This is a genomic window from Niallia circulans (genome assembly GCF_003726095.1).
Lineage (GTDB): Bacteria > Bacillota > Bacilli > Bacillales > Cytobacillaceae > Niallia > Niallia circulans_A.
In genome coordinates this window covers 3,591,051-3,607,273 of sequence record NZ_CP026031.1, presented here as the reverse complement: position 1 = coordinate 3,607,273, position 16,223 = coordinate 3,591,051, and the positions used below count along the sequence as shown (strand labels likewise).

The 16,223-nt window shown below is 36.9% G+C and carries 15 protein-coding genes; 9 read left to right on the top strand and 6 right to left on the bottom strand.

What is annotated here, in order from left to right:
- The first annotated feature begins 30 nt into the window (after window positions 1-30).
- From ald to C2I06_RS17250, 3 genes are all read left to right on the top strand, one after another.
- Window positions 31-1,167, top strand: a complete 1,137-nt coding sequence (gene ald / locus C2I06_RS17260; protein ID WP_123258516.1) for an alanine dehydrogenase — start codon at window positions 31-33, stop codon at window positions 1,165-1,167.
- Window positions 1,168-1,455: 288 nt separating this feature from the next.
- Window positions 1,456-2,397 carry an ABC transporter ATP-binding protein gene (locus C2I06_RS17255; RefSeq protein ID WP_095329493.1) on the top strand — a complete coding sequence of 314 codons (942 nt, stop codon included), beginning with the start codon at window positions 1,456-1,458 and terminating at the stop codon, window positions 2,395-2,397.
- Window positions 2,394-3,380: an ABC transporter permease gene (locus tag C2I06_RS17250; protein ID WP_095329494.1), complete on the top strand. Its 987-nt coding sequence runs from the start codon at window positions 2,394-2,396 to the stop codon at window positions 3,378-3,380. Before C2I06_RS17255 ends, C2I06_RS17250 begins: the two co-directional genes overlap by 4 nt.
- Window positions 3,381-3,656: 276 nt before the next feature.
- Here the strand turns inward: C2I06_RS17250 and C2I06_RS25145 are convergent, their stop codons facing one another.
- A complete protein-coding gene (locus C2I06_RS25145) occupies window positions 3,657-3,794 on the bottom strand; it encodes a hypothetical protein (protein WP_162837571.1) in 138 nt (45 codons plus the stop codon).
- 249 nt (window positions 3,795-4,043) lie between these two features.
- On the opposite strand from C2I06_RS25145, the gene C2I06_RS17245 reads away from it, so the two are divergent.
- From C2I06_RS17245 to C2I06_RS17225, 5 genes are all read left to right on the top strand, one after another.
- Complete coding sequence (locus C2I06_RS17245; RefSeq protein WP_047940823.1) at window positions 4,044-4,370, top strand: MerR family transcriptional regulator; 327 nt, start codon at window positions 4,044-4,046, stop codon at window positions 4,368-4,370.
- A gap of 287 nt (window positions 4,371-4,657) precedes the next feature.
- Window positions 4,658-5,422 (top strand): threonine/serine exporter family protein, encoded by a 765-nt coding sequence (locus C2I06_RS17240; RefSeq protein WP_095329495.1) that lies wholly within the window; start codon window positions 4,658-4,660, stop codon window positions 5,420-5,422.
- Window positions 5,423-5,437: 15 nt separating this feature from the next.
- Window positions 5,438-5,896, top strand: a complete 459-nt coding sequence (locus C2I06_RS17235) for a threonine/serine exporter family protein (RefSeq protein ID WP_123258515.1) — start codon at window positions 5,438-5,440, stop codon at window positions 5,894-5,896.
- 263 nt (window positions 5,897-6,159) lie between these two features.
- Window positions 6,160-7,491 carry a 6-phospho-beta-glucosidase gene (locus C2I06_RS17230; RefSeq protein WP_095329497.1) on the top strand — a complete coding sequence of 444 codons (1,332 nt, stop codon included), beginning with the start codon at window positions 6,160-6,162 and terminating at the stop codon, window positions 7,489-7,491.
- 151 nt (window positions 7,492-7,642) lie between these two features.
- Window positions 7,643-8,545: an NAD(P)/FAD-dependent oxidoreductase gene (locus C2I06_RS17225; protein ID WP_095329498.1), complete on the top strand. Its 903-nt coding sequence runs from the start codon at window positions 7,643-7,645 to the stop codon at window positions 8,543-8,545.
- Between the two features lie 57 nt (window positions 8,546-8,602).
- Here the strand turns inward: C2I06_RS17225 and C2I06_RS17220 are convergent, their stop codons facing one another.
- Complete coding sequence (locus C2I06_RS17220) at window positions 8,603-9,325, bottom strand: class I SAM-dependent methyltransferase (RefSeq protein WP_163185134.1); 723 nt, start codon at window positions 9,323-9,325, stop codon at window positions 8,603-8,605.
- Window positions 9,326-9,480: 155 nt separating this feature from the next.
- On the opposite strand from C2I06_RS17220, the gene ybaK reads away from it, so the two are divergent.
- On the top strand, window positions 9,481-9,957 hold the full coding sequence (gene ybaK, locus C2I06_RS17215) for a Cys-tRNA(Pro) deacylase (RefSeq protein WP_123258514.1): 477 nt from the start codon (window positions 9,481-9,483) through the stop codon (window positions 9,955-9,957).
- Between the two features lie 161 nt (window positions 9,958-10,118).
- Here ybaK and cydC read toward each other — a convergent pair whose 3' ends face one another.
- Genes cydC through C2I06_RS17195 form a run of 4 tightly spaced genes read right to left on the bottom strand, consistent with a single transcriptional unit; the run spans window position 10,119 to window position 15,970 of the window.
- A complete protein-coding gene (gene cydC / locus C2I06_RS17210; RefSeq protein ID WP_123258513.1) occupies window positions 10,119-11,840 on the bottom strand; it encodes a thiol reductant ABC exporter subunit CydC in 1,722 nt (573 codons plus the stop codon).
- 17 nt (window positions 11,841-11,857) lie between these two features.
- Window positions 11,858-13,558, bottom strand: coding sequence for a thiol reductant ABC exporter subunit CydD (gene cydD, locus C2I06_RS17205; protein WP_123258512.1), 1,701 nt, complete (start codon window positions 13,556-13,558; stop codon window positions 11,858-11,860).
- Window positions 13,558-14,574 carry a cytochrome d ubiquinol oxidase subunit II gene (gene cydB / locus C2I06_RS17200; RefSeq protein WP_123258511.1) on the bottom strand — a complete coding sequence of 339 codons (1,017 nt, stop codon included), beginning with the start codon at window positions 14,572-14,574 and terminating at the stop codon, window positions 13,558-13,560. Before cydB ends, cydD begins: the two co-directional genes overlap by 1 nt.
- The gene (locus C2I06_RS17195) at window positions 14,567-15,970 is read right to left on the bottom strand and encodes a cytochrome ubiquinol oxidase subunit I (protein WP_123258510.1); all 1,404 of its coding nucleotides are present in this window, start codon (window positions 15,968-15,970) and stop codon (window positions 14,567-14,569) included. Before C2I06_RS17195 ends, cydB begins: the two co-directional genes overlap by 8 nt.
- Window positions 15,971-16,223 lie beyond the last annotated feature (253 nt).

Below are 16,223 nucleotides of genomic sequence, written 5' to 3'. Positions count from 1 at the left end.
TGTTAGTTTTTATCACAAGGGGGAATTCTCATGATTATTGGTATCCCAAAGGAAATTAAAAACAATGAAAATAGGGTCGCAATTACTCCTTCCGGTGTGTCTTATTTAAAGAATGGCGGTCACGAAATTTTAGTAGAACAAAATGCAGGAATCGGCAGTGGCTTTACAGATGAAGAATATACGGCGGCGGGTGCGCAGATAATCGACTCAGCTGCTCGAGTATGGAATACAGCAGAAATGATTATAAAAGTAAAAGAACCGCTCGCTTCAGAATACCAATATTTCCGTAAAGGACTTATTTTATTTACGTACTTACATTTAGCGGCAGAACAGGAACTAGCAAAGGCGTTAACAGAGAATGGTGTGACTGGAATCGCTTATGAAACAATTGAAGTAAATGGTAAATTACCATTATTGACACCAATGAGTGAGGTTGCAGGAAGAATGGCTGTTCAAATTGGTGCTCAGTTCTTAGAAAAGCCTCATGGAGGAAAGGGAATCTTATTAGCAGGTGTCCCTGGTGTCAAAAAAGGGAATGTAACCATCATTGGCGGTGGAGTTGTGGGAATGAATGCAGCGAAAATTGCCATTGGCTTAGGGGCGAATGTAACGCTGTTAGACTTAAATCCAGAAAGATTAAGAGAGTTAGATAATCAATTTGGTGCAAGCCTAAGTACTGTTATTTCTAACCCAGTAAACATTGAAGAAGCTGTGGTGAATGCAGATTTGGTGATTGGTGCTGTATTAATTCCAGGTGCAAAGGCACCGAAGCTAGTAACAGAAGCGATGGTGAAGAAGATGGCTCCAGGTTCTGTTATTGTGGATGTGGCAATTGATCAAGGCGGGATTTTTGAAACAGTAGATCATATCACTACCCATGATAATCCTACCTATGTGAAGCATGGAGTTGTGCATTATGCTGTAGCAAATATGCCTGGTGCTGTTCCGAGAACATCTACGATTGCCTTAACAAATGTAACAATGCCATATGCACTTCAAATTGCTAATCTAGGCGCAGTAGCGGCAATTGAAACGAATTACGCTATTAAACAAGGTGTAAATACTTTTGCTGGAAAAATCACCTCTGCTCCAGTAGCAAAAGATCTTGGTTATGAGTATAAATCAGTTCAAGAACTTATTAACAATTTATCTACAACCACTGTTTAAACATACAAGTTCTATAGGAATATCCATAGCCGTTCCCTCTGAATAAATCAAAGGCGAGCGGTTTTTTATTTATTTTTCCTAAGAGTTATAGCGGATTTGGTCTGCTCCCACTAGAAAAAATATGTAATCAGCCAGCGTGTTGTCAGTATGGAGAAAAAAATTTCCAAAAAAGTTTATTTAATTGAAACTTTTCCTAAAAAAAACCGTATTAGTATACGGAAAGTGAAGGAATACATCTTGTGGGTAGACGGAACTACTTAAGAGCAATTATATAGAAGGGAGAAAAAAATGAGCTTAAATGCATTAGAGGTCACAAATCTCACTAAGAGAATTAAAGGCAGAAACATTGTTGATAATGTTAGTTTTTCTGTGGAAAAAGGGGAGATATTCGGATTATTAGGTCCTAACGGAGCGGGGAAAACAACGATTATCCGCATGATTGTTAACCTAATAAATAGAACGAATGGAAAAGTAATCATCGATAGCTATAATGTGGATGATAATTTTTCAGAAGCGATGAGCAGCTTAGGTGCGATTGTAGAAAATCCTGAGTTCTATAAATATATGAGTGGATATAAGAATTTAAAGCATTATGCAAGAATGGCTAAGGAGCCAATTTCAGAAGAACGCTTTAATGAAGTTATTAAACTAGTAGGATTAGAAAATGCCATTCATCAAAAAGTGAAGACCTATTCGCTTGGTATGAGGCAGCGTCTTGGAGTTGCTCAGGCGTTATTACATAAACCAGCACTTCTTATTCTAGATGAACCTACAAATGGTTTAGACCCCCAAGGGATTCGCGAATTTCGTGATTATTTGCATTTATTAGCGAGTGAAGGGATTTCTGTTTTAGTATCCTCTCACCTTTTATCGGAAATGCAATTAATGTGTCATCGATTTGCGATTATTGAAAAGGGAAAATTAATTCATATTTCTAATATGGACGAAACAGTTTCGGATGAAGAAGTAAGTGTAAGGGAAGTAACGTTTGAATTAGACTCGCCCGAAAAAGCAGTTGAACTCCTTCGTAATAGTGAATATGAAGTCGCGGAAAGTTCCGTGAAAGGCAGAGAGTTGATGGCGAAGCTGCCTAAAGAAACGATTCCTCTTGTTAATAAATTGTTTGTCGAGAACAATGTTGCTGTATACGGCATTTATGTTGTAAAAGCTACATTAGAGGATCGCTTCTTAGAAATAACCAATCAGAAGAGAGAGGAGGAAACAAAATGATTGGATTAGTACAAAATGAACTTATAAAGATTTGGGAAAAGAAAAACAGCTGGATATTTCCCATCATTCTCTTATTTGCCCTTATTGGCGGAAGTTTCTTGGAAACGAAGATAACTCCCCAATATAAAGGAGATGACTGGCGTGCAAAAGTACAAGCAGAAATAAATGAACTGGAACAGAAACTGCCTACAGCTGAAACAGAAGATACTTTAATGAAAAGTGGAAAAGATTTTGATTGGGATGATACGAAAGAATCGATTGAAACGAAAATCCAAGATTATCAAAATAATTTAAAGCAGGACGTCAGTCCGTATTCAAATACTTGGTCCAATATGAATGGAATAGTTATTGGAATGAAATCTCTAGTAACTTTATTTGTGGTAATTATATGTGCGGGTAGCGTTTCCTCGGAATTCTCAGATGGAACCATTAAGCAATTGTTGATTCGACCATATAAGCGTTGGGCAATCCTACTATCTAAATATATTGCTTTATTGATATATACTGCCATATTAATTGCGTTCTTAATGGGTGTTGGCTATTTAGTAAGTATTGTATTTTTCGGAGTTGGAAATTTTGAAGATAAAGTGCTTGTTTTTGGGACAGTTGACCAAATTGTAGCAAGTGGTGGACCGTTCTTTTTGAAAAGCATCCTATATTATTTACCGGGATTATTGTTTGTATTAACTTTATCCTTTATGCTATCGACATTATTCAAAAATCAAGCAATCGCAGTGGGAGTTGGGGTATTTATATTGTTTGTTTCCTCAACAATTGGTCAACTTATTCAATCGTTAGCTGAAAAGTATGCCTGGCTAAAACTGTTAGTGTTCCCACACTTAGACCAAACGGTTTTCTTGTTTAAAGATAAAATAATCGAAACAATAACCATGCCGATGTCTCTAGGTATCTTATTTATCTACTATGCGATAATCATGATCATCACTTTTTGGTTTTTCAAAAAGAAAGATGTTAGTATTTAATGATCACAACCATCTGTTAGTTCCCCATTTTATTGGGGACTTAACGGATGGTTTTTTTGTTAGATTATTAAAAGAAATAGACAATCACTTGCGATTGTAGGTAAATTCTTATAAAATGATGTTAAGTTTATTAACAATAAAGTAACATGATTTGTTTCTTTGAAAGTTAATGAATGATAGAGTCACTGTTTATAAACAAAAAAGGAATCCATCAATCGTTTTTGATTGGGAATTCCTCTATATAACAACATGAATTGTAAAGGTTATACAGTTTGTTTAGCTATTCTGAACAATTCGAAGAAGTTCATGGGCGTGTTCACCCGCAACTTCTGCTAAGTGTTCCCAAATTTCGTCTCTCAAAAGATCAAGTTCCACAATCTTTTTAGCTAAATCGACTGCTTCTTTGGTTATCATCTAAGAAGGCTCCTCTCCATTTACAAAAAATAATACCTATTACCTATTCCTTGGCTGGAAAATAAGAAATAGTTTATACATTTAGCATTTTAACGAAAAGTAAAGAAAAAATCATTAAAAATGTAAGGAAATCTTACCTATTTTTTAATTTTATGTTAGGAAATATAACAAAAGGTGTTCTGTTTTATCTGAAAAGTATTATAATTAGGATAAATGAGAATACTACTTTACTTCATGAGGTGAGATGTAATGGATCATGAACCGTCCTATAAGAAAAGAAAGGTCATTACTATTGGTGTTGTAAGTGAACTAACTGGATTAACGGAAAGACAAATTCGATATTATGAACAGCGAAAATTAATTTTTCCGGAGAGACCAGAAAGAGGAAATAGAAAATATTCATTCTCTGATGTAGAAAGACTGATTGAGATTGCTAATAAACGAGAAGAAGGAGTTCGGACACATGAAATTAGACAAGAGATTATGAAAAAAAACAAGGAAGAAGAAGAGCGGAAAGTCAAAAAGCAAATGCTCCGTGGTCAAATCAATGCGAGATTTGGCATTCAGAACGATTAATAAAAAACACTATATGTTATTTTTTTAGTCCATTTGATGTCATAATGGACTTTTTATTTTGGAAAAAATTTTTTTCACTCTTCTGTTTTGTTAATAAAAATTCCTCTATTTTATTTTCCCTTCAATTATTGATAAAATAGCCATATTTCATATAAACTGTAATTTGTTGCTTATGATAAAAATAGCTTTTTTAAATGACTAATAAAGAATGCTAAAAGTACTAATGAGATGAAACTTCTTGTGGATGATTTTGAGAGTACCTATACTGTTCTAGTTGGAGAGATAGTATGACATATATATCAGTGGAAAAAACATATGACATTATGGAGATCTGCATATTAGCAGGAAGTATTATGCTGCAAAATGGAGCGGAGACCCATCGAGTAGAAGATACGATGACAAGAATTGCAACTGCTTATGGTGTGACCGATTCTGACTGCTTTGTTACCCCAACAGGCATTATTTTATCATTAGAAGGGGAAGAACCGACAAAGACGAAATTAAATCGGATTATTGAGCGGACAACTAATTTAGAAAAGGTAGCTCGTGTAAATGATATTTCTCGTAAAATAAGTACAGGAACAGTAAGTATGAAGGAAGCGTACCATTTATTGAAAGATGTGGAAGATGAAAAATGTACGTATTCGGATTCCTTTCAAGTCATCGCAGCTGCCATTGCAAGTGGTTGTTTTTTAATCATGTTCAATGGAGTTTGGGGAGATTTTATCCCTGCCTTGCTAGCTGGTGGTTTAGGCTTTTTGTGTTCCTTGTATTTTCACAAAGCTTTGCAAATAAAGTTTTTTGCTGAGTTATCGGCAGCCTTTGTTATTGGGCTAGTGGCATTTTTCTCTGTTTCCATTGGCTTTGGACAAGAGGTGGATAAGATTATTATCGGCTCTGTAATGCCGCTTGTACCAGGTTTGCTTATTACAAATGCAGTGCGGGATCTAATAGCAGGTCATTTAGTATCTGGTATTTCAAAAGGAGCAGAGGCTTTTTTAACAGCTACAGCAATTGGTTCAGGGATCGCCGTTGCATTTTTTATTTTTTAAGGAGAGGAATAAGTAATGAATGAATTTTTAGCACAGGCAATAACTAGCTTTGTTGCAACGTTTGGCTTTGGAATTATTTTTCATATTCCTCGGAAATTATTAATCCAATGTGGATTTGCAGGGACAATTGGATGGATGGCATATTGGACAATTGTTCATTTTCATCAAAATGAAGTAATTGCGGCCTTGTCTGGCTCTTTTCTTGTCGCCGTCATAAGTCAAGTGTTCGCCCGAATATATAAATCACCAGTTATTATATTTAGTGTCGCTGGGATCATTCCTTTAGTTCCGGGGGGAGCTGCTTATAATGCGATGCGTAATTTTGTCGAGAATAATTATTATGTAGCGGTAAGCTTAGCAGCAAAGGTCTGCTTAATTTCAGGATCTATTGCAATGGGTCTAATGTTATCGGAAGTAATTAATCAATTAATATTCCGGGCAAGCGCTCGGAAAAAGTCACTTGATAAAGGGTAAAAGCTCTTTATCAAGTTTTTTTATAAGCAAATAGAGCAAAGGAATTCTATTGTTTTTTTAGAGGGGGCAGTATTCCTTGTGGAACAGCATGTTTTTCTTTTGGAACACGTTCCAATATGTGTGAAAAAAACCTATTTCCCAGCATCCTATTTACTCGGGATTAGTTAGACGTTAAGGTTGTAAGTGAAGAGATATTCGTTTGATTTTTATCGGTAATTTTGTAAGGGATTGCAGAAATAAACGGAAAAGGAAGGCGATCTATTATGGGAAAAGGGATTAAAATTGTTACTATTGGCGGTGGGTCAAGCTACACACCTGAATTAGTGGAAGGATTTATTAAGCGATATGATTCATTACCTGTGCGGGAACTTTGGTTAGTAGATATTCCTGAAGGACAAGAAAAGCTTAATATTGTTGGAAATCTAGCGAAGAGAATGGTGAAGAAAGCAGGTTTACCAATTGAAATTCACTTAACTCTAGATCGAAGAGAAGCGCTTAAGGATGCTGATTTTGTTACAACTCAATTTCGAGTTGGTTTACTAGCTGCACGTGCAAAAGATGAAAGAATTCCTCTAAAGTATAATGTGATTGGACAAGAAACGAATGGTCCAGGAGGACTGTTTAAAGGATTAAGAACCATTCCTATCATTTTAGATATTGTAAAGGATATGGAAGAGCTTTGTCCAAACGCTTGGCTCATTAACTTTACAAACCCAGCTGGAATGGTGACAGAAGCTGTTCTTCGTCATAGTAATTGGAAAAAGATTGTCGGGTTATGTAATGTACCGATTTCTATCCAAATGGGTATCGCTAAGCTATTAGAAGTAGAATCTAGTCGTGTACACGTTGATTTTGCTGGCTTGAACCATATGGTATTCGGGTTAAATGTATACTTAGATGGGGAGAACATTACACCAGAATTTTTAGAGAAAATGTCGAAGCATAAAAGTGATACGATGAGGAATATTGCTGCTATTGACTGGGAGCCAGACTTTATAAAAGCATTAGGAGTTATTCCATGTGGGTATCACCGTTATTATTATAAGCAATCAGAAATGCTGCAAAATGAGCTGGAAGAAGCAGCAGAACAAGGTACACGTGCTGAAGTCGTTCAGCAATTAGAAAAAGAGCTGTTTGAACTTTATAAGGATGAAAACTTAGACATAAAACCGCCGCAGCTAGAAAAAAGAGGTGGCGCTTATTATAGTGATGCAGCTTGCAGCTTAATTGATTCTATGTACAATGACAGAAGAGATATTCAGCCTGTCAATACAATAAATAATGGAGCTATTGCAAGCATTCCAGATGAATCAGCGGTAGAAATTAGCAGTATTATCACAAAGGATGGTCCAAAACCGATTGCAATCGGCGATTTACCTGTTGCAGTTCGCGGACTTGTTCAACAAATTAAGTCCTTTGAAAGAGTGGCAGCAGAAGCGGCAGTTACCGGGAATTATCATACAGCATTATTAGCTATGACGATTAATCCGTTGTTGCCGTCAGACAAAGTGGCAAAACAAATTTTGGATGAAATGCTAGAAGCACATAAAGAACACTTACCGCAATTCTTTAAAGAAGAAGTAGTATCTTCATAAGATAGGATTAAATGGCTATGTATTCGGGAATCCCGTAATACATAGCCATTTTTTAATTTTGCCCATTTCGGACAGTATTTTGGAAGAATAAGAATAGTTTCCACGTAAAAACTAAAGAAACAGGATTGACTAAAAGAAAGAAGGGAAAAAGATGGCCGAAGTTCTTGATTGCATTATTATAGGCGGTGGCATAGCAGGATTGCAGGCAGCGATTCAATTAGGAAGATATAATCATGATGTGCTTATTATTGATGCAGAGGATGGTCGATCTACGATATGTAAAAGCTATCATAATATTTTAGGATATCCTGATGGAATCAGCGGCTCAGAATTGCGGAGCTTAGGAAGGAAGCAGGCAGAAAACCTTGGGGTAGAGTTTCTGAAGAGTACTGTTACTTCTTTAAAGAAGGAAGAGGGGCATTTTACGGCAGCAACGGCAAAAGGCTTGTTTCAATCTCGGAAAATTTTGCTTGCAACAGGTGTCATGGATAATATTCCTCCATTTACAGAATTGTATCCTTGTCTTGGAATCAGTGTTTATTTATGCCCGGATTGTGATGGATATGAAGTAAAGGATAAAAAAACAATAGTGATTGGAAATGGAAGTGTCGGGGCAAATATGGCCCTTACTTTGTTGTATTGGACAAGTGATATTACGTATATTAATCATGGTGGGGAGGCTATTTGCGAAAAGCTGGGAAGACAATTAAGTGATAGTGGAATTTCCGTTTTTACAGAGAGAATAGATCGTGTATTAGCAGATGATTCCCAAATCAAAGGGTATGTATTGGGAAATGGGAAGATGCTCGAGACGAGTCATAGTTTTATTGCATTTGGCGGGAATAAAGTAAAGTCAGATTTGGCAGTGCCTTTAGGGGTCGAGATAATGGAAAATAATCATATAATCGTAAATGCGCGTACGAAAATGACCAATATAGATGGGGTTTGGGCAGCGGGTGATGTTGTGGCTCATTCGGAGCAGGTTACAATCGCAATGGGAGAAGGATCGCAAGCAGCTATATGGATTCATAAAGCTTTACTAAAGGACAGCTGAAAATAAAAAAGGAGGTTACTCAAATGGATGCTAATCTTTTTGAGTAACCTCCTTTTTTTACAAACTAGCTCTATAGACTCGATAACCGATTATATCACCATAGGTATAAAGAATATAGGAATGGTCCATCAATTTACCTTCTAATTGGACATTCGTTGGTACGGTTCTATCAATTGCTTCATCTTCTTTTTCCATTCCCGTCATCATATGGGAAAAAACAGAGTGCCCAAGTTTTATTTCTACTTTGGGAAAACCAGCTTCCGTCATTAAATATATCCATTCTTTTTCTGTATAAACCTTTTCAATGCCATATACTTCACACATATTCTGTTGTTCTATTGCATGGAGACTTCTTTCTGCCGTCATTTCTAACAATAGTAGGATGCCGCCTGGTTTGAGTACTCTTTTAATTTCGGCAAGGGAGTTTTTGCAATTAGTGAAAATTAGTACAGATTCTATTAAAATGATGTCAAAGCTGTTGGAAGGAAAGGGCATCTTCTCTAGGCTTCCTTGCACTAATTGGATCGACAGCTTTTCTTTTTTAAATCGTTCTTTTGCTCTTTTCACCATTGTAGGATGATAATCAATACTTGTAACAGCACAAGGATAGTTCTTTTTTATATAAGCTGATGTTTGGCCTGTGCCGCAGCCGCCATCAAGTAATGTTGTATGGCTCGTAATTTTTTCTTGTTCCAATAAAAACTTTGTTAATGTTAATCCACCTGGATGTGCACCGCTCACCCCGAAATAGGCAAGGGCATCTTGATAGGTCGGTTTCATTTTATTCCTCCCAGCAAGTCGATTTCTACTTTCCATACTATATGAAGAATATGATGCTTTGGTTCTGCAATAATTAATACTCATTTTGGGTGGCGATATGATATGGTTTAATTAGAGAAAATTTACCAGCGTTAGGAAAGGAAGTGTATATAGCTATGGCTATTACCAAAACAAATGCAATGCGAATTTTGGATGCCGAAAAGACTCCCTACAGTGTACATACCTATGAAAATAAGGATGGAAAAATCGATGGTATATCCGTTGCGGGTAAGATTGGTAAAGAAACCGAAATGGTGTATAAAACACTTGTGGTGAAAGATACGGGGAATGGAATTTATGTATTTGTTATCCCTGTTGAAGCAGAGCTTGATTTAAAAAAGGCAGCAAAAGTAGTCAATGCAAAAAAGCTAGAAATGATTGCCGTAAAGGATATTCAAAAAACAACTGGTTATATTCGGGGTGGCTGTTCGCCAATCGGCATGAAGAAAAAATATGAGACAATCCTGGATGAGAGTGTGAACAAACAATCCTCAATTATTGTTAGTGGAGGGAAGATTGGTGTTCAAATTGAAATGGAAGTTAACAATTTAATCCAAGTAACAGAAGCAAGAGTAGAAGATGTAATTCATTAAATTTTTAAGAGCAGGGCAGGCCGTTCAACATGTCTTAGTAAAGAGGTATCCTCAAAGGCTCTTTTGCGAAAACCGAAGAGTGAAAAGGTAACAGAGGAAGAACCGAAACAAATAAAACATTAAGGCGGCCTTCTTTAATGAAGACTCGCCTATTACCGGATTCATTCTGGATGATCTAATGCATATAATTGCTGGTAGCGGCTGCTTGTAGCTAGCAGTTCTTGATGGCTTCCTCTCAGAACGATCTCTCCTTGATCCATAAAGATAATTTCATCCATCTCTTCTACACCTACAAGATGATGGGTAATCCAGATGATTGTTTTTCCTTCCAATGTTGTAAAGATTGTTTTAAGCAATGCTTTTTCTGTTTTTGGGTCAAGACTGGCATTTGGTTCATCCATAATAACAATAGGAGTCTTTTGGAGCAATATTCTGGCTAGTGCTACTCTTTGTCTCTCTCCGCCAGAAAAACGTTGGCCAGTTTCCTCCATAAAAGTATCCAACCCATTTGGCAAGGAGGAAATTAACTCCTCTAATTGAGCCGCTTTAATCGCTTTTATTAGTTCTTCATCGGATGCTTCTTCTACCCCTAGTAAAATATTATTTCGTAAGGTTGTTGCAAAGAGGTGAGGTGTTTGATTGAGCACAGATATAATCGAAGAAGTCTCTGCATGAAACGAAGCAGATGTCTCTCCATTATAAGTGACTCTTCCTGTTGTTGGCTGGATTACTCCTTGAATCAATTTCAGTAAGGTTGATTTACCAGCACCGCTTCTACCGATAATGGCAATCTTTTTCCCCTGTGGAATATCTAAACTTACATTAGATAGGGATAAAGTTTGTTCTTTCTCATACTGATAAGAAATTTGATCAACTTGAATATTGACTATATCGGTGTCCAAGATCGGACGAACTCTTTCGTTTTTTTGTTCAGGAACATTTAGTTTGTTAAGTCTAGCTAGCGAGTCTTGATAGGCTGGCAGTTTTTCAAATGCATCAGAAACGACTAGAAAAGCGTCCAAGATTGGCAAGGCAACTAGAATAATAGCAGCAATTAATGTAACAGGAATAGCGCCACCGATATATTGCTTACTAGACCAGAAAACGAGAGAAAGGATAATCAATGCCGCAACTGCTTGGGAAGCAAAGTTGCGCCACCGAGTAAATTGAACAAGTTTATAATTGATTTGCGCAACAATCGCTTCCTCTTTTTCATATTCCTCTATAAAGCTTTTCGACCGACCGCTGATAACCCAGTCGCTAATACCTAAAATACTATCCGTTAATTTTTGATATAGCCCGTTTCTTTTTTGTTTAAATTCTCTTTGGTTTTCGCGCATGAGCACTAAAGAAAGAATAGGAAAGACGAATAATAATAGGCCTAAATAAATGGCCATAAGAATGGCGAAAGGAATATCTAATATCCCAATAGCACATACCACTAAAATATATAAAACAGAGGTTGCAAAGGTAGGGAAAATGGTCCGTAAATATATATTTTGCAGTTTCTCAATGTCATCAGAAAGAATCCCGAGCATGTCGCCAACTTTAAATCTGCTTTTTAAAAACAAAGCTTGTGGTTCTAAAATTTGATATAGCTTTATCCTCATTTTCGATAAAATGCGCAGAACGGTATGATGACCAGCCAATTTTTCTAAATAGCTTAAAACAGCCCGACTAATACCAAAGGTTCTCACGCCAACAATTGGTACATAAACCATTAATATATTTTCGACTGGGATGGCTGATTTAGAAATAAGATAGCCAGAAGTAAAGGTAAGCATCGCAGCTGTAAGTAAAGCTAGGACACTCAAGAAAAGAATTAAGACAATTCGGCCACTATTTGCTTTCAGAAATGGAGAAATCCATTTGTTTTCATTCATTTTTAGAGTCATCCTCCTTACTGTTGTAATAGCTTATAATAAAAGCCCTTTGCTGCGACTAGCTCTTCATGTGTGCCTGTTTCTACGATGGTGCCTTGATCCATGACAATAATCGAATCCATCTCTTTCATCCAATGAAGACGATGAGTTGCCAGGAATACTAATTTCTCATTAAATAAAGGAAGCATCATTTCTTTTAATTCAAACTCCGTTTCAATATCTAAATGGGAAGTTGGCTCATCTAACAGCATGATTTTTCGATTGGTTAAGAATGCACGTGCCAAAGCAATTCTTTGTTCCTGCCCGCCACTTAAATTTCTTCCTCCATCTCCTAATATTTCATCTAGACCATTAGGAAAAGTGGTGTAAATGTCGTATAGCCCAGTTGCTTTTAATGCTTGGATAATTTCCTCGTCGGTAGCATCTGGATGATAAAAGGCAATATTTTCTCGTAACGTCATGCTAAATATATAAGGAGCTTGCGGGATATACGTAGTCAGCTGTCTCCATTCCTCTGTCATAAGGCTAGGTAAAGAAACACCATTTACAGAAATACTCCCCGCGCAATGCTGAGAAAACCCGCTTAGGAGGTCAATAAGCGTAGACTTCCCCGCGCCACTTTCACCGACAACACCAATTTTTTTATAACCATCAATCGTAAAGGAAAGGTTTTTTAAGGTTGCCTTTTCCTTTGGATGATGCTGAAAGGTAACATGGTCAAACGTTAAGAAAAGATTATTACCTAAAGAAATAGACTGTCCTGTCATTTTGGTAGATTTTTGGGTTTGGATAATCGTTTGGATTGCATCCCCAGCTTCTTTTCCGTCTAATGTTGCGTGATAATCAGCTCCGACCATTCGAACAGGCAGGAAAAATTCTGGTGCTAAAATAAGAATCATTAAGGCAGGTAATAAAACTAAATCACCGTTTATTAAGCGTAATCCTAAGTTTACTGCTACCACTGCAACAGAAAGCGAGGTAAAGAAGTCTAAAGAAAAGGAGGATAAGAATGCTAATCGTAATGTTTTCATCGTTGCCCCGCGATATTGTTCACTTACTTTTTCGATATTTCCGCTATGCTGTTTGCTTCTTCCTAGAAACTTCAGTGTTTCTAGTCCTCTTAAAGAATCCAAAAAGTGATTAGATAAGATTTTGTAGGTGGCAAGCTGCCGATTCATTTGGCTGCTAGCTGCCATGCCCACAAGTATTAGAAATCCGATTAAAATCGGCGTTGTAACTGTTAAGATTACACCCGATAGCCAATCATTCCAATATACATATAGAATAATCATGCCTGGAACTATTCCGGTAGCCAGCATTCTTGGTAGAAAAAGCTCCAAATATGTTTTATATTGGCTAATCCCTTCAAGGACAAGTGTAGCAATGTTTCCACTTCCTTGTTTCTTGGTGAACTTAGGACCTAATTCAAATAATTTTTGCATTAACTGAAGACGAAGCTCTTTACTCGTTTTTTCAGCAAATGCGGTAGCGATATTTTGTTGGATAGTGTGTAAAAAATGCCGCCCTAAAAAAGCTAATAAGAACAATATGATCTTTACATATTGTTCTTGATAGGCCTCTCCGTTATATAAAGAGGCTATTATTTCTGCAAGCCATTTGGCCTGCAGAATAATAGCAGCTCCTTCCACAATGGTTAATATTCCTATAGTTGCGAGAATCGGCTTGATCCCAGTAAGTTTTAAAAGATTTTTATCCATTAGTATTCTAAATGGGACTTCTCAGTAATACGTTTCCGGAACACAATATAGCTCCATATCTGATAGCCAAGAACAAATGGCAGAAGCGTTAGGGCTACAATTGTCATCACTTTTAAAGAATAGTGACCGGAAGCTGCGTTGTGAATGGTTAAACTAAATGCATCACTTATTGAGCTAACCATTACTCTAGGGAATAAGCCGATGAAAATGGAAGCAAAGGATAAGGTGATAACGGCACCAGTCATCCCGAAAGCCCATCCATCCATTTTTCGAGAGATAAAGAATCCGCCAACGACAAAAGCAATAACCCCTAATGAGAAGATAAAGGAAAGGATTAAGCCGCGTTCTTGGAAAATATCTGTTTTAATATAGGTTAATGCAGAAAATAACGTTAATAAGATACCTAGTAAAGGCAAAAGCTTTTGTGCTAAATTTCTTGCTCTTTCTCGTAAGTCACCAACGGTACGTAAGGTAGTAAATACTAGTCCGTGTACAAGGCAAAGGACTAATACTGTAAGCCCTCCTGTTAATGTATAGTAGTTTACAACATCAAAGAAGCCAGCTTTTAATTCCATATTTTTATCGATTGGCAGTCCTTGCATAAAGCAAGCAAAAACAACGCCAAATAATAAAGGTGGAAGAAAGCTTCCTAAGAAAATACAAAGATCCCATGCCTTTTTCCATGCAGGGTGGCTATCTTTTGCACGGAATTCAAATCCTGTTGCCCGAACGATTAATGCTAATAAAACAACTACAAGCGGTGTATAAAATCCGCTGAACATCGTAGCATACCAATGAGGGAAAGCGGCGAACATGGCGCCCCCTGCAGTAATTAACCACACTTCATTTGCATCCCAGTAAGGACCAATAGAATTAATGAGTATTCGTTTTTCCATATCATTTCTTGCTAAAAGCTTTGTTGACATTCCAACCCCAAAATCAAAACCTTCTAAAAAGAAGAATCCAATAAATAAAACAGCGACTAAGATAAACCAAAGAACATTTAACTCAAGCATGGAAACCCTCCTTCGCAAACGGGTCATTCGTTACTTTTGTATCTTCTTTTTCCATCAAATATGGCCCTTTTTTAATAACTTTTACATATAAGTAAACCATGATAGCACCTAGAATCGCGTAGATGGTACAAAAGGCAATGATAGAGAATAATACTTGCCCGGCTGAAACACTTGGGGAAATACTATCTGCTGTTGTCATTAATCCAAAAACGGTCCATGGCTGTCTGCCAATTTCTGTCATAATCCATCCAGAGGTATTAGCGATAAATGGCAGGGAAATTCCTGCTACCATGAAACGGTAGAACCATTTATTAGGTTTAGTAACTAATTTCTTTTTCCAAGCCAGAAATACGCCATATATCCCAAGGAGAATCATTGCTACTCCTGCTGCAACCATAATGCGGAAACTCCAGAATGTTGTTTTAACTGGAGGAATATAATTGCCATCCCCATATTTCTGCACATACTCTGCTTGCAGGTCATTCATCCCTTTTACGCTGCCATCTAATGTGTTGTAAGAGAGGATGCTTAGTAGATAAGGGATTTTTACTTCTCCGCTATTTTGTTTGTTTTCAACATCAATATTGGCAAAAACGGTCCATGGTGCTGGATCTTCGCTTTCATCCCATAGTCCTTCACTAGCAGCCATTTTCATTGGTTGTGTTTCTACTAAAAATTGCGCTTGGGCATGACCAGCAACAAGTGTTAGAAAAGTAGCACTTAATGCAACGGTAATACCGATTTGAAAAGATTTTTTAAAGAAATCCACATCTTTTTTGCCTAGCAATTTAACAGCACTAATTCCACACACTAAAAATGCGCCAGTAGCTAGTGCTCCAAATACAGTATGAGGGAACTCAACAAGAACTTGGCCGTTTGTAATAAGTGCAAAAAAATCATTCATTTCAGCGCGGCCATTATTAATCTCAAATCCAACTGGGCGCTGCATAAAGCTGTTTGCTGCTAAAATCCAGAAAGCGGAAATGGTTGTTCCAAATGCGGTAAGCCAAATACATGCTAAATGTACTTTTTTTGATAAACGATCCCAGCCGAATATCCAAAGTCCGATAAAGGTGCTTTCCATAAAGAAAGCGAGCAATGCCTCAATCGCAAGTGGTGCCCCAAATACATCACCAACAAAGCGAGAATAGTTAGACCAGTTCATACCAAACTGGAATTCTTGAAGAATCCCTGTAACAATACCAATAACAAAATTGATTAAAAATAATTTGCCCCAAAACTTTGCCATTTTTTTATATTCTTCATTCCCAGTTTTCACATAAAAAGATTCCATGATTGCGATAATAAATACTAAACCAATAGAAATGGGAACGAATAAAAAGTGGAATATGGTCGTTGAAGCAAATTGTAAACGCGATAGAAAAATCATATCCATGAATTTCTCCTCCTTTTTTGTATTTTGAACAGATTTGTGAATCTTCCAGTTCGCTAAAGCGATAAAAATCATTGCATAAGATGAAATTCAATTAGATTTAATTGAGGTAGTAGGATAAAAAAGCTTGTTAAAAGTGCTATTCCTTGATGTTCATCCTATGTAATTTATTGATGGAAAAAGTCGATAAACATTGATATAAAAGGTTTTTAACAAAGTTGATTTTTCCGATCGTCTCCTTTTGGTAAATGATAGG

Excerpts from the sequence above, each read along its gene's own strand:
- C2I06_RS17245 (WP_047940823.1), top strand. The coding sequence starts at position 4,044 with ATGGATCATGAACCGTCCTATAAGAAAAGAAAGGTCATTACTATTGGT.
- ybaK (WP_123258514.1), top strand. The coding sequence starts at position 9,481 with ATGGCTATTACCAAAACAAATGCAATGCGAATTTTGGATGCCGAAAAG.
- ald (WP_123258516.1), top strand. The coding sequence starts at position 31 with ATGATTATTGGTATCCCAAAGGAAATTAAAAACAATGAAAATAGGGTC.
- cydB (WP_123258511.1), bottom strand. The coding sequence starts at position 14,574 with ATGCTTGAGTTAAATGTTCTTTGGTTTATCTTAGTCGCTGTTTTATTT.
- cydC (WP_123258513.1), bottom strand. The coding sequence starts at position 11,840 with ATGAATGAAAACAAATGGATTTCTCCATTTCTGAAAGCAAATAGTGGC.
- cydD (WP_123258512.1), bottom strand. The coding sequence starts at position 13,558 with ATGGATAAAAATCTTTTAAAACTTACTGGGATCAAGCCGATTCTCGCA.
- C2I06_RS17255 (WP_095329493.1), top strand. The coding sequence starts at position 1,456 with ATGAGCTTAAATGCATTAGAGGTCACAAATCTCACTAAGAGAATTAAA.
- C2I06_RS17235 (WP_123258515.1), top strand. The coding sequence starts at position 5,438 with ATGAATGAATTTTTAGCACAGGCAATAACTAGCTTTGTTGCAACGTTT.
- C2I06_RS17195 (WP_123258510.1), bottom strand. The coding sequence starts at position 15,970 with ATGGATATGATTTTTCTATCGCGTTTACAATTTGCTTCAACGACCATA.
- C2I06_RS17250 (WP_095329494.1), top strand. The coding sequence starts at position 2,394 with ATGATTGGATTAGTACAAAATGAACTTATAAAGATTTGGGAAAAGAAA.
- C2I06_RS17240 (WP_095329495.1), top strand. The coding sequence starts at position 4,658 with ATGACATATATATCAGTGGAAAAAACATATGACATTATGGAGATCTGC.
- C2I06_RS17220 (WP_163185134.1), bottom strand. The coding sequence starts at position 9,325 with ATGAAACCGACCTATCAAGATGCCCTTGCCTATTTCGGGGTGAGCGGT.
- C2I06_RS25145 (WP_162837571.1), bottom strand. The coding sequence starts at position 3,794 with ATGATAACCAAAGAAGCAGTCGATTTAGCTAAAAAGATTGTGGAACTT.
- C2I06_RS17225 (WP_095329498.1), top strand. The coding sequence starts at position 7,643 with ATGGCCGAAGTTCTTGATTGCATTATTATAGGCGGTGGCATAGCAGGA.
- C2I06_RS17230 (WP_095329497.1), top strand. The coding sequence starts at position 6,160 with ATGGGAAAAGGGATTAAAATTGTTACTATTGGCGGTGGGTCAAGCTAC.